We start from the raw sequence: 12,954 nt of genomic DNA on the forward strand, positions 1-12,954 counted from the left end.
CGCCCCCCGAGTGAGAAGAGTCCGAGACTGATGGCAACCGAAGAGAAGTTGCGCGAGTACCTCAAGCGGGCGACGAACGACCTCGTGCGGACCCGGCGACGCGTGGCCGAGCTGGAGGAGCGCGCCGCCGAGCCGATCGCGATCGTCGGGATGGCCTGCCGTTACCCCGAAGCGGACGGGGTCGACGCCTACTGGGAACTGCTGCGCGACGGACGTGACGCGGTCACCGACGTGCCTCCCGAACGCTTCCGCATCGAGCCCTACGAGAAGGACTACGGGGTCTACACCCGGCGCGGCGCCTTCCTGAAGGACATCGCCGCCTGGGACGCGGAGCTGTTCGGGATGTCCCCGCAGGAGGCGCTGCGCACCGACCCGCAGCACCGGCTGCTGATGGAACTGGTGTGGGAGGCGCTGGAGAACGCGGGCACCCCGCCCGAGCGACTGGCCGGCAGCCGTACCGGCGTGATGATCGGCCTGTTCGACACCTTCCAGTACGGCAGGCTCCAGACCGAACGCCAGGGACCGGTCGCGTACACCGACCCCTACCTGGTGCAGGGCAGCTCGCCGAGCGTGGCCGCCGGGCGCATCGCCTACCACTTCGACCTGCACGGCCCGGCGCTCACCGTCGACACGGCCTGCTCGTCCTCGCTGGTGTCCGTGCACCTGGCCGCGCAGGCCCTGCGGCGCGACGAGTGCGAGATGGCGGTCGCGGGCGGTGCGTCGATGGCGATGATCCAGCCCGACACCTCGTTCGTGTATGCCTGCGCGTCGTCCATGCTGTCGCCGGACGGCGAGTGCCGGACCTTCGACGCGGGCGCCGGCGGTTACGTGATGGGCGAGGGCGGCGGCATCGTCGTACTGGAACGGCTGTCCTCGGCGATCCGCAACGGGCACCGCGTCCACGCGGTGCTGCGCGGCTCGGCGGTCAACCAGGACGGGCACAGCAACGGGCTGACCGCTCCGAGCCGGCCCGCCCAGGCGGCGGTCATCCGGCAGGCGCTCGAAGCCGCCTCGGTGCGGCCCGAGGAGGTCTCCTACGTCGAGGCGCACGGCTCGGCCACCCGGCTCGGTGACGCCATCGAACTCGGCGCCCTGCACGATGTGTTCAAGGACCGCTCGCCCGACCGGCCGCTGGCCGTGGGCGCGGTGAAGACCAACATCGGCCACACGCTCTCCGCGGCCGGCGTGGCCGGGCTGATCAAGACGGTGCTGGTGCTCAAGCACGGTGTCGTGCCCCCGAACCTGCACCAGAGCTCCCCGGCCGAGGCCGTCCCCGAGGACGGCACCGTCCGGCCCGCCGTCCGCTCCCATCCCCTGGTGGAGGACGGGCGGCGGCGCATCGCCGGGGTCAGCTCCTTCGGCTGGTCCGGCACCAACGCGCACGTCGTCCTGGAGGCCGCGCCCGACCCCGCCCACGGCGAGGAACCCGGGGAGGAGTCCCGTCGGGCCGCTCCGCGGGCCGAGCTGCTGCCCGTGTCGGCCGCCGGCCCCGAGGCACTGCGCGACAGGCTGACCGGCCTCGCCGCCCATCTCCGCCAGAGCGGCGGCGAGTCCCCGCTCGCCGACGTGGCGTACTCGCTGCGTGAGGGCCGCTCGGCGCTGGAGTTCCGGCGCGCGGTCGTCGCCGGCGGCCACGAGGAGGCGGCCGGGCTGCTGTCCGGTGCGGCCGGCGAGCCCGGGGTACGCCGGATGAAGGGCCGCCCGCGGGTGGCGTTCCTGCTGCCGGGGGTGGGCGACCAGTACGCCGGTCTGGGCCGCGAACTGTACGCGGGCGAACCGGTGTTCGCCGCGGCCGTGGACCGGCTGACGGCCGTCGCCGAGCAGTACGGCGTCGATCTGCGTCCCGCCCTGCTCCCGCGGGAGGAGCCGGCGCCGGAAGCGGCGGGCGGCGGCCTCGACCTGGCCGCCCTGCTCGGCCGCGCCTCCGGCGGACCGCAGGAGGCGGACGACCCCCTGCACCACGCCGAGGTGGCGCACCCGTTCCTGTTCACCGTCGAGTACGCCCTCGCCACCCTGCTCCGGCACTGGGGGGTCACCCCCGACGTGCTCATCGGCTACAGCCTCGGCGAGTACGTCGCGGCCTGCCTGGCCGGGGTGTTCACGCCCGAGGACGCGCTGCGGATCGTCATCGAGCGGGCCCGGCTGATCGAGGCGGCCGAACCCGGCCGGATGCTCGCCGTCCCCCTCGGCGGGAGCGAGGTCCGCGCGGCGCTGGCGCGGTGCGGCGCCGTGGTGGACGTGGCGGCGCTCAACGGCCCCCACATGACCGTGCTCAGCGGCCGCGAGGACGACATCGAGCGGGTCCGGAGCCATCTGGCGGACCGCGGCGTGGCCTGCCGGCTGCTGCGCTCCGCGCACGCCTTCCACTCCTCCCTGCTGGAGCCGGCCCGCGCCCGGCTCGCCGAGCTGATCTCCTCGGTGCCCCGGCACGAGCCCACCCGCACGATCGTCTCCAACCTCACCGGCGAGGCGCTCACCGCCGAACGGGCCACCGACCCGCGGTACTGGGCCGAGCACCTGTGCCGGCCGGTCCGGTTCGCCGACGGGGTCGCACAGTGCGCGCGACTGGGCGTCGACGTGTACGTCGAACTCGGCGCCGGGCAGACCCTCGGCGGCCTGGTGCGGCAGAACACGGCCGCCGGGCAGGGCTCCGCGATCCTCGGCACCCTGGCCGCGCCGTGGCCGGAGCAGGGCCGCAAGGACGCCCGCACCGCGCTGCTCGAGACCTGCGCGCGGCTGTGGGAGACCGGCGTCGACGTCTCCTGGCCGGCGCTGCGGCCCGCCGGGGCCACCCTGGTCGACCTGCCCGGTTACCCGTTCCGGCGGACCCGGTTCTGGCCCGAGGAGACCGGCGCCGCGCCCGTCGGTACGGTCGCGCCCGCCGGCGTCCCCGAGGAGCGGTGCTACACGCCGACCTGGCAGCGCGACGTCTCCCCCGGCCCGCTCGCCGTCGCTCTCGACGGCCCGCTGGTCGTGCTCGGCGACCGCGACGGGCTGGGCGCCCGCCTCGCCGGTCTCGCCGCCGCGGCGGGGACCGCGGTGCTGCGGGTCGAGGCGGGAGCCGAGATCCGCCTGGACGGCCCGCACATGGTCATCGACCCGTCCGCGGCCGGCCACCACAAGGCGGTCTGCGCCGCGGCCGCCGAGCTGGGCCCGGGGCCGCTGCACATCGCGCACCTGTGGAGCCTGGACACCCGCGACGGCGCGGACGGCACCGAGGAGGCGGCGCTGCGCACGGCGGTCTCCCGGGGCTTCGACACGCTGCTGCTCACCGTCCAGTCCCTCGCCGAGACGGCGGCCGGCCGCGAGGTCCGGCTGCTGACGGTCAGCGCCGGGGCCCTCGAGGTGACCGGCGGCGACGTGACCGCGCCGGAGCGGTCCCTGGTGCACGGGCTCGGGCGCGTGGTGCGCAGCGAACTGCCCGGGCTGCACTGGCGCGGCCTGGACCTGGAGACCGACGGCACCGGCGCCCCGGCCGGCCCCGACCCGGCGGCCGCCGTCGGCCACGAGCTGCGGCGCGGCCCCTGGACCGGGCCCGCCGCCGGCCCCGGCGCGGATTCCCTGGCCGCCCGCCGCGGCGGCCGCCGCCTGCTCCGCGGCTGGGGCGAGGCCGACCTGCCGGCCGCCGCCGGCGCCGTGTGGCGACCGGACGGGACCTATCTGATCACCGGCGGCACCCGGGGCCTCGGCATGGCACTGGCCCGGCACCTGGTCGGCGCCGGCGTGCGCAGGCTCGCCCTGGTCGGCCGTACCGCGCTGGACGGCGAGGCCGCACCGGAGGCCGCCCGCACCCTGCGGGACGTGGCCGAACTCGAGGCGGCCGGCGCCGAGGTGCTGCTGCTGACCGCGGACACCGGGGAGCCCGGGCAGCTGCGGGGTGCGCTGCGCCGGTGCCGGGAGCACTTCGGCGCCCTGCACGGCGTGGTGCACGCGGCGGGCGTCCCCGCCGGGGGCCTGGTGGCCCGCCGCACGCCGGACGCGACGGCCGCGGTGCTCGCGCCGAAGGTCCTCGCCATGGCCCCGCTCGCCGAACTCGCCGGCCCCGGGGCGCCCGAGGAGGAGCGCCTGGAGCTGCTGGTGCTGTACTCCTCCGCCGTCACCGTGCTCGGCGGCCTCGGCGAGGGCGACTACTGCGCGGCCAACACCGTCCTGGACTCCTACGCCGCCGCACTGTCCGGGCACGGTACCCGGGTGCTGTCGGTCGCCTGGAGCCCCTGGCGGCACGACGCGTGGGGCGAGGACGCGGCCGACGGACTCGCCGAGCGGGTGCGCGCCTACCGCGGCGCCTACGGCTTCGGAGACGAGGACGGCTGCGCCCTCCTGGACCGTATCGCCGCGGGGGCCGAGGGCCCGGTCCTCGCGCTGCGCCAGCCGCTGGCCGACGCCCGGCACGCCTGGGCGGCCCTGTCCGACCTGGACGCCCTCGCCGGGACCACGCCCGCGGCGGTCGGCGCGACCCGCTTCCCGCGGCCGCACCTGCGCAGCGCCTTCGTGGCGCCGGGCAGCGAACTGGAGACGGCCGTCGCGGAGGTGTGGAGCGCCTACCTCGGCCTCGAACAGGTCGGCGTGCACGACCCGTTCTTCGAACTCGGCGGCAACTCGCTGATCGGCATGTCGATGGTCGCCGCACTCGAGAAGCGGCTGGGCAGGCCGGTCGCCCCGGCCCTGCTCTTCGAGCACCCGACGGTGGCCGCGATGGCGACCGCCCTCGCCGGAGCGGACTCCGCGACCCCGCGGGACACCGCGGCCGGCGGCCGCATGGAGCGCCGCCGCCAGGCACTGGGCGCGCGCCGCGCCGCCCGCTCCTGACGGACCGCCCAGGACCCGGCGCGAGCGGGTCCGACCGGGCAACAGGCACGACCGAGCAAGCAGACAACGGCACAGAACGGAGTGGGACATGAGCGTCATCGGAGTGGTGGGCGCCGGTGTGATGGGCGTCGGCGTCGCCCAGAACCTGGCCCAGTGCGGTTACGAGGTAGTCCTCGTCGACAAGGACGAGGAGATCCTGACCGCCGCCCGCGACACGATCTACCGGAACTGCCGGATGAGCGCCCTGATGGGCGGACCGGCCCTGGACGCGGACGAGGTGCTGTCGCGGATCACCACCGCGGTCGGCGTCCCCGCCCTGGCCAAGGCGTCGGTGGTGATCGAGAACGTCACCGAGAACTGGGAGATCAAGCGTGAGGTGCACCGCGCGCTCGACGAGGTGTGCGCCCCGGACACCGTCGTCGTCGTCAACACCTCCGCCATCCCGATCACCCGGATCGCCTCGCTGAGCAGCCGCCCGGCCCAGACCGTCGGCGTCCACTTCATGAACCCGGTGCCGGCCAAGCCGGTCGTCGAGCTGATCCCCGGTGTGCACACCTCGCCGGAGACGGTCGAGCGGACCCGGGAGCTGCTGCGCGGCATGGGCAAGAAGGCCGTCGAGGTCAAGGACTCCGCGGGCTTCGTCTCCAACCGCGTGCTGATGCTCACCGTGAACGAGGCCGCCTACCTGGTGCACGAGGGCGTGGCCACCGCCGAGCAGGTCGACGAGGTCTTCCGCGGCTGCTTCGGGCACCCCATGGGCCCGCTGGAGACCGCCGACCTGATCGGCGTCGACACGATCCTCTACAGCGTCGAGGTGCTCTACGAGCACTACGCCGACAGCAAGTACCGGCCCTGCCCGCTGCTCAAGCAGATGACCGACGCGGGGCTGCACGGACGCAAGTCAGGCCGCGGTTTCTACACCTACGAGGGCTGACCGGCGTACCGCGCCTCAGTCCCGCCCCTTTCCTTCCCTCCTCCCGACGTCTCTCCAAGGAGCACTCCATGCACAACGCCGCCCGCATCCGTGACTTCATCGTCAGCCGCTACCCGCAGGCGGAACTCACCGACGACCAGGACATCTTCTCGCTCGGCTTCATCAACTCCCTCTTCGCGATGGAGCTGGTGATGTTCGTGGAGAAGGAGTTCGGCATCTCCATCCCCAACGACGAGCTGCGCATCGACAACTTCCGTACCGTCACCGCGATGGCCGAGCTGGTGGAACGCCGGCAGTCCGCCACCGTCACCGCGTAGGGGCCGCAGATGACCACCGCGCTGCCCGTCCTGGACCGCGCCGCGGTCCGGGAGTTCGTGGACGCCCACATCGTGCCCGAGGCGGACCGCTGGGACCGTGCCGGCGCGATACCGGAAGAACTGCTCGACCGTCTCGCAGGTGCGGGACTGTGGGCCCCGTTCCTGCCGCGTGAGGCGGGCGGGGCCGGGCTGGACATGGTCGGCCTGGGCGCGCTGCACGAGGAGGTGGGCCGCGGCTGCTCGTCCGTGCGCAGCCTGCTCACCGTGCACACCATGGTGTCCTGGGCCGTCCAGCGCTGGGGCAGCGACGCCCAGCGCGACCGCTGGCTGCCCGGCCTCGCGGCCGGGCGCGCCCTCGGCGCGTTCTGCCTGTCCGAGCCGGGCGCCGGCAGCGACGCCGTCGGCATCACCACCACCGCGACCGGACAAGGCGACGGCTGGCTGCTCACCGGCGTCAAGAAGTGGATCACCAACGGCGCCCGCGCCGACCTGTTCCTGGTCTTCGCGCGCGCCGGGGCGGGCATCAGCGCCTTCCTGGTGCCGCGCACGGCGCCGGGCGTCCGCGTCGAACCGATCCACGACATGCTCGGCACCCGCGCGTCGATGCTGGCCGAGGTGAGCTTCGACCAGGTGCTCCTGGGCCCGGACGCCCTGCTCGGCCCGAGCGGTTTCACCAGCGGCATGGTGCTCACCGGCGTGCTCGACCTCGGCCGCTACAGCGTGGCGGCCGGCTCGGTCGGCATCGTGCAGGCGTGCCTGGAGGCCAGCGCCGAGCACAGCGGCCGGCGGACCGTCGGCGGCGTGCCGCTGTCCGAACAGCAACTGATCCGGGCCAAGTTGTCGGACATGGTGACCGACGTGCGCGCGGCGCGGCTGCTGGTCGGGGAAGCGGGCCGGCTGAAGGACGCCGGCGACTCGGCCACGCTCATGGCGACCTGGATCGCCAAGTACTTCGCCTCCACCGCCGCCGCCCGGCACGCCACCGAGGCCGTGCAGATCCAGGGCGCGCTCGGCTGCAGCCAGGACTCCCCGGTGGCCCGGTTCTACCGCGACGCCAAGGTGATGGAGATCATCGAGGGCAGCAGCGAGATCCAGCGGATCACCATCGCCGGCGAGGCGTTCCGCAAGGGAAGGGACTGAGAGATGACTGAAGCGGCCGGCGTCGCCGTGCTGCCCGGGAAGCCGGCGCAGGGACGCATCAAGTGCGTGGTGTGGGACCTGGACGACACGCTGTGGGACGGCGTCCTCCTCGAGGACGCCGGCGTCCGGGTCAGGCCGCACGTGGTCGAGCACATCCACCGGCTGGACCGGATGGGCGTGCTGCACTCGGTGGCCAGCAAGAACGACCCGGAGACGGCTTTGGCCAAGCTCCGGGAACTGGGCCTGGAGGACATGTTCCTGTGCCCGCAGATCACCTGGAACGCCAAGTCCGACTCGCTCAGGCGGATCGCCGAGGCGCTCAACCTCGGGCTGGACGCGTTCGCGTTCGTCGACGACCAGCCCTTCGAACGCGCCGAGGTCGCCTCGGCGCTGCCCCAGGTCACCTGCGTCGACGTCACCGACATCGACGAGGTGCTGGTCCGGGAGGAGTTCCGGCCACGCTTCGTCACCGACGAGTCCGCCGAGCGGCGCGGCATGTACCGGGCGCAGCTCACCCGTGACGAGCGCGCCCGGGACTTCGTCGGCACCGACGAGGAGTTCCTCGCCGGGCTCGGCATGCGCTTCACCATCGCGCCGGCCCGCCGGGAGGACCTGCAGCGGGCCGAGGAGCTGACGCTGCGCACCAACCAGCTCAACTCCACCGGACGCACGTACTCCTACGACGAGCTGGACGAGCTGCGCCGGTCGGACGACCACCTGCTGCTGGTCGCCTCGCTCACCGATGAATTCGGCTCGTACGGCAAGATCGGCCTCGCCCTGGTGGAGAAGACGCCCGAGGTGTGGCACCTGCGGATGATGCTGATGTCCTGCCGGGTGATGTCCCGCGGGGTCGGCATGGTGCTGCTCAACCATGTGATGCGGCTGGCCGGGCAGGCCGGCGCCGCCCTGCACGCGGACTTCGTGGAGACCGGGCGCAACCGCATGATGCAGATCACCTACGCCTTCAGCGGTTTCACGGAGGTGTCCAGGGACGGCGACCGGGTGGTGCTGGGCGCCGATCTGGCGAACCTCCAGGACCCGCCGGGCTACGTCACCCTGGAGATCCTCGACGCCGGGAGCGCCGCCGATGACTGACCCGGAGCGCTGGCTCCCGTACCAGGCTTCCGAGGGAGCCGTCCGGCTGTACTGCCTGCCGCACGCCGGCGGGTCCGCCTCGGCGTTCCGCTCCTGGATCGGCGCCGTGCCCGGCGTCAGCGTCCGCCCGGTGCAGCCGCCCGGCCGGGAGGGCCGGCATCGCGAGACGCCGTACGAGCACATGCGGGACCTGGTCGCCGATCTCGCCGAGGCGGTCCTGGCGGACGTGGCGGAGTCCGGCGGCGGCCCGTACGCCGTCTACGGCCACAGCCTCGGCGCGATGACGGCGTACGAACTCGTCCGGCGCGTCGCGGCGGTCGGCGGCCCCGCCCCGGTGCACCTGCTGGTGTCCGGATGCGGGGCGCCCGAGCTGTGCGGCGGTCTCGAGGGGCTGGTCCCGATCCGGCAGATGACCCAGCGGCAGATAGCCGAGCTGCTGCGCCGGCTGGGCGGCACCCCGGAATGGCTGCTGGACAACGAGGCGCTGCTGAACCTGGTGCTGCCGCCGTTCAAGGCGGACTTCACCGTCAAGGAGAACTACCGGTACGTCCCCGCCGCCCCGCTCACCGTCCCGGTCACCGCCGTGGCGGCGACGGACGACCCGCGCGCCTCGGTGGCGGACGTGGCGGCCTGGGAGGCGCACACCAGCGCCGGGTTCGTCCTGAACACGCTGATGGGCGGCCACTTCGCGGCACTGGAGCAGGCCGATCTGACCCGCAAGTACCTCGCGTCGGCGCTCGCGCCCTGGCGCTGACCCCGGCCCCGGACGCCCGCGGGGGGCGACCGCTCGAAGCGGTCGCCCCCCGCGGGCGTCCTGCCGTCCCGGCTCAGCCGGCCCTGACCACTTCCGCCAGTTCGCGCACCGTCGGGTGCTCGACGATCGCCGTCACCGGCATCGACGAGCTCACCGCGGCCCGGATGCGGTTGGCGACCTGGATCGCGAGCAGGGAGTGCCCGCCCAGCTCGAAGAAGTTGTCGTCCCTGCCGACCCGGTCGAGCCCCAGGACCGCGGCCCACACACCGGCCAGCGTCGTCTCCAGCTCGTCGGCGGGCTGCGCGTAGGGCGTGTTGAGCATGGGGCGTGGGTGGCGCTCGCCGGTGTCGGGATCGTCGGCCTCGGCCGGGCCACCGGTCACCCACCGGTCCAGCCGTGCGCCCAGCGACCCGGTCGACACCGCGAGGTGGCCCGTGCGTTCACCGGCGGCCAGGGCGCGCTCGAAGACCGCGACGCCCTCGCGCGGTGTCATCACCAGCTCCCCGTCGAAACGCGCCGGGTCCACGCCCCAGGTGTCCCAGTCGACGCTGACCCAGGCGCCCGCGCCGTCGCGCCGGGCGGTGCGGGCGTAGGCGTCCAGGGCCGCGTTGGCGGCCGCGTACGGGCCGAGGGCGATACCGCCCAGCACCGCGGCGATCGAGGACAGGGTGATGCGCCGGTCGGGGCAGTGCCCGGCCAGCACCTCCTGCAGGACGTGGAAGCCCCGCACCTTGGCGCCGAAGTGCGCCGCGCACACGTCCCGGTCCGACAGATGGGCCGCGCGGAAGAACCGCGGGTCCTGCACACCGGCTCCGTGCACCGCCACGTCGATCCGGCCGAACCGCTCCTCGGCGGCCGCGACCACCGCGCGCATGGCCTCCAGGTCGGCCACGTCGGCCGACACCGCCAGCACCTCGGCGCCGCGCTCCTCCAGGTCGAGGAGGTTGCGCACGTGCCGGGCGGTGCGCTCGTCACCGGCCGGCCGGGGCCGGGCGGGGTCCGCGTAGTGCTCCCACTCCGCACGGGGCGGGAGGGCGGCACGGGTGGTCAGGACCAGCCGGCAGCGGTAGGCCGCGGCCAGATGGCGGGCCAGCGTGAGGCCCACGTCCCCGAGACCGCCGGTGATCAGGACGGTCTCCCCCTGCCGGAACGGCGGCCGGTGCGGCTCCCCGAGCGGCAGCGGGACGTAGCGGCGCAGCCAGCTCTCCCCGGCGCGCACCGCCAGCGGTCCCTCGTGCGGGGCGACGGCGGCCGTGAGGACGGCGGCTGCGAGCCGGGCGAGCGCGGCGGGCCGGTGGGGTCCGGCGGACGGGTCGTCGACGTCGACGCTGCGGCAGCGCAGCCGCGGGTTCTCCTGTGTCAGCGAGGGGGCGAGCGCGGCCAGCGAGGCGTGCTCGGGCCGCTCCAGGTCGGCCCCCGTGACGCCGGCCGCGCCGGGGGTCAGCAGGACCAGGTCGGTCTCGGCAGCCGTGTCCGCCAGTGCGCCGGCGAGGGCGAGCGCACTGTGGAAGCCCAGCTCCTGGGCCGCGTCGAACCGGTCCGCCGGGTCCGCCGGGGCGTCCCGCGGGTCGGCCAGGCTCCAGGCGTGCACGACGGTGCGCGGGGCGACCATGAGGGAGGCCAGCACCTCGGGGATGTCGTCGGCGGGACGCGGGCCGACGGTGAGGTCACCGGCGTCGTCCATGCCGAACGCGGCGCCGAGCCGTACGGCCGTGGTCTCGGCGCCGGCCGCCGTCAGCCGCTCGATCAGGGCCTCGCCGCGCGCGTCCCCGGACAGCACCAGCCAGGGGCCCGCCGCGCGCAGCAGGTCGGCCGGCTCGTGCTCCGCGCCGGCCGGGCCGCCGTCCGCCGCGGGGCGCTGCTCCCAGGTCGGCAGGTAGGTCCAGGCCGACACGTCGTCGATCCTGCCGTCCGTCGGGGCCGCCGCCGTCCGGGACGCGGGGGCGGGGTCCGTCCAGTAGCGGCGGCGCTGGAAGGGATAGGTGGGCAGTTCGACCCGGCGGGCGGTGCGGGTGTCGCCGGAACCGCGGTGCAGGGCCTCCCAGTCGACGCGGACGCCGGTCAGCCACAGCCGGGCGAGCGTCTCGGCGGGCCACAGGTCCGCCGGTCCGTCGCCGAGGCGGACCTCGACGGCGTCGCCGTCCGTGTCCGCGGCCGGCCGGACGCCGAGCCGGGCGAGCGCCTCGCCGGCCTGGGCGGCCACGGCCGGCGGGCCGGGCGAGGCGGGCGGCGGCACGTCGGTGAGCGCGGCGAGGGCGGCGGCCAGCTCCGCCGCGCGGCGGTCGTCGGTCTCCGGCCCGGCGACCAGCCGCACGGGCGGGTTCTGCCGGTGGGCCTCGCCGTCCTTCAGGCGCTCCGGGTCGGCGAGCGCGGCCAGCGCGTCCTCGCGGTCCCGGCAGACCACCGCGCGGCGCAGTGCGAACTGGCCCCGGGAGACCTGAAGGGTGTACGCCACGTCCGCCAGGTCGAGTTCGGGGTGTGCGGCCAGGTGGGCGCGCAACCGCTCGGTGAGGGCGTCCAGCGCGGTCCGGTCGCCGGCCGAGAAGGCCAGCACGTGCGGGCCCGGCCGGCCGGACGGCGCGGGGCGCGGCGGGGCCTCCTCCAGGACCACATGGGCGTTGGTGCCGCCCAGCCCGAAGGAGCTGACGCCGGCCCGGCGCGGATGGGGGCCCGCCGCCCAGGGGCGGTGGCCGGTGAGCACGGCGAAGCGGTCGCCGGCCGCCGCCAGCGCGGAGTTGGGGCGCTCGAAGCCGGGGGTGCCGGGCAGCACGTGCTCGCGCACCGCGAGCGTGGCCCGGATCAGGCCGGTGACGCCCGAGGCGCGGTCCAGGTGCCCGACGCTGGGCTTGAGCGAGCCCAGGACGCACGGGGTGTCCCGGCCGTCCGGGAACACCTTGCTCATCGCCGTCAGTTCGATCGCGTCGCCGAGGTTGGTGCCGGTGGCGTGGCACTCGACGTAGCCGACGGTCTCCGGCTTGACGTCGGCGACGGCCAGCGCCGCGTCGATCACCCCGGCCTGGCCCTCGACGCCGGGGGCGGTGTAGCCGACGCGTCCGGGGCCGTCGTTGTTCACGGCGGAGCCGAGGATCACGGCGTGGATCACGTCGCCGTCGGCGAGCGCGTCGGTCATGCGCTTGAGGGCGACGACGCCGACGCCGCTGCCCATCACGCTGCCGTTGGCCGCGGCGTCGAAGCTGCGCACCTTCCCGTCGGGGGAGAGGATCCCGCCCGGCTCGTAGTGGTACCCGGCGGGCTGCGGCAGGGGCAGCGCGGCGCCGCCGGCCAGCGCGGTGTCGCACTCGAAGGTGAGCAGGCTCTGGCAGGCCATGTGCACCGCGACCAGGGAGGTCGAGCAGAAGGTCTGCACGGTGACGGCGGGCCCGGTGAGGCCGAGCTTGTACGCCACGAGCGACGTGAGCGAGTCGCGTTCGCTGCCGGCGGCCAGCAGCAGGTGACCGCCGGGCTCGTCGCCCAGTCCGGCCAGGTTGTCGCGCATGTAGTCGGGGTAGCCGCAGCCGGCGAAGACGCCGACGGGGGCGTCGTGGGAGGTCGGGCAGTGGCCGGCGCCCTCCAGGGCCTCCCAGGCGCACTCCAGGAACAGCCGGTGCTGCGGTTCCATGGTCTCCGCCTCGCGCGGGCTGAACCCGAAGACCGAGGCGTCGAACCGGTCGATGCCGTCGACCGGCCCGCCGACCGGCACGTGCCCCTCGCCCGGCCGCGCCGGCTCGACGCCCGCCGCCCGCAGTTCGTCGTCGGTGATCTGCCGCAGCCCCGGTGTCCCGTCGAGCAGGTGCTGCCATAGTTCGGTCACGTCCGACGCGCCGGGGAACCGCCCCGACATGCCGATGATCGCGACCGCGGACTGGTAGTCGGTCTCCGTCACGTTGGACCTCTTTGGTCGTGGG

7 protein-coding genes are annotated in these 12,954 nt (G+C 74.9%); 6 read left to right on the top strand and 1 reads right to left on the bottom strand.

Annotated features, from left to right (window positions below):
• Positions 1-30 precede the first annotated feature (30 nt).
• The 6 genes from ACFYU0_RS12890 (at position 31) to ACFYU0_RS12915 (ending at position 9,049) form a co-directional block, all read left to right on the top strand.
• Complete coding sequence (locus ACFYU0_RS12890; RefSeq protein WP_389300308.1) at positions 31-4,809, top strand: SDR family NAD(P)-dependent oxidoreductase; 4,779 nt, start codon at positions 31-33, stop codon at positions 4,807-4,809.
• Between the two features lie 88 nt (positions 4,810-4,897).
• Entirely contained in the window at positions 4,898-5,743 is an 846-nt protein-coding gene (locus ACFYU0_RS12895; protein ID WP_351661912.1) for a 3-hydroxyacyl-CoA dehydrogenase NAD-binding domain-containing protein, read from the top strand.
• A gap of 68 nt (positions 5,744-5,811) precedes the next feature.
• Positions 5,812-6,060 carry an acyl carrier protein gene (locus ACFYU0_RS12900; RefSeq protein ID WP_351661915.1) on the top strand — a complete coding sequence of 83 codons (249 nt, stop codon included), beginning with the start codon at positions 5,812-5,814 and terminating at the stop codon, positions 6,058-6,060.
• Between the two features lie 9 nt (positions 6,061-6,069).
• Complete coding sequence (locus ACFYU0_RS12905) at positions 6,070-7,200, top strand: acyl-CoA dehydrogenase family protein (protein ID WP_389300313.1); 1,131 nt, start codon at positions 6,070-6,072, stop codon at positions 7,198-7,200.
• Positions 7,201-7,203: 3 nt separating this feature from the next.
• Complete coding sequence (locus ACFYU0_RS12910; RefSeq protein ID WP_351661921.1) at positions 7,204-8,295, top strand: HAD-IIIC family phosphatase; 1,092 nt, start codon at positions 7,204-7,206, stop codon at positions 8,293-8,295.
• On the top strand, positions 8,288-9,049 hold the full coding sequence (locus ACFYU0_RS12915) for a thioesterase II family protein (protein ID WP_389300317.1): 762 nt from the start codon (positions 8,288-8,290) through the stop codon (positions 9,047-9,049). Before ACFYU0_RS12910 ends, ACFYU0_RS12915 begins: the two co-directional genes overlap by 8 nt.
• Before the next feature lie 73 nt (positions 9,050-9,122).
• Here ACFYU0_RS12915 and ACFYU0_RS12920 read toward each other — a convergent pair whose 3' ends face one another.
• Positions 9,123-12,932: an SDR family NAD(P)-dependent oxidoreductase gene (locus ACFYU0_RS12920; protein WP_389300320.1), complete on the bottom strand. Its 3,810-nt coding sequence runs from the start codon at positions 12,930-12,932 to the stop codon at positions 9,123-9,125.
• Positions 12,933-12,954: the final 22 nt, after the last annotated feature.

The sequence above is a fragment of the Streptomyces sp. NPDC003720 genome (genome assembly GCF_042875075.1).
GTDB lineage: Bacteria > Actinomycetota > Actinomycetes > Streptomycetales > Streptomycetaceae > Streptomyces.

Excerpts from the sequence above, each read along its gene's own strand:
- ACFYU0_RS12890 (WP_389300308.1), top strand. The coding sequence starts at position 31 with ATGGCAACCGAAGAGAAGTTGCGCGAGTACCTCAAGCGGGCGACGAAC.
- ACFYU0_RS12895 (WP_351661912.1), top strand. The coding sequence starts at position 4,898 with ATGAGCGTCATCGGAGTGGTGGGCGCCGGTGTGATGGGCGTCGGCGTC.
- ACFYU0_RS12900 (WP_351661915.1), top strand. The coding sequence starts at position 5,812 with ATGCACAACGCCGCCCGCATCCGTGACTTCATCGTCAGCCGCTACCCG.
- ACFYU0_RS12905 (WP_389300313.1), top strand. The coding sequence starts at position 6,070 with ATGACCACCGCGCTGCCCGTCCTGGACCGCGCCGCGGTCCGGGAGTTC.
- ACFYU0_RS12910 (WP_351661921.1), top strand. The coding sequence starts at position 7,204 with ATGACTGAAGCGGCCGGCGTCGCCGTGCTGCCCGGGAAGCCGGCGCAG.
- ACFYU0_RS12915 (WP_389300317.1), top strand. The coding sequence starts at position 8,288 with ATGACTGACCCGGAGCGCTGGCTCCCGTACCAGGCTTCCGAGGGAGCC.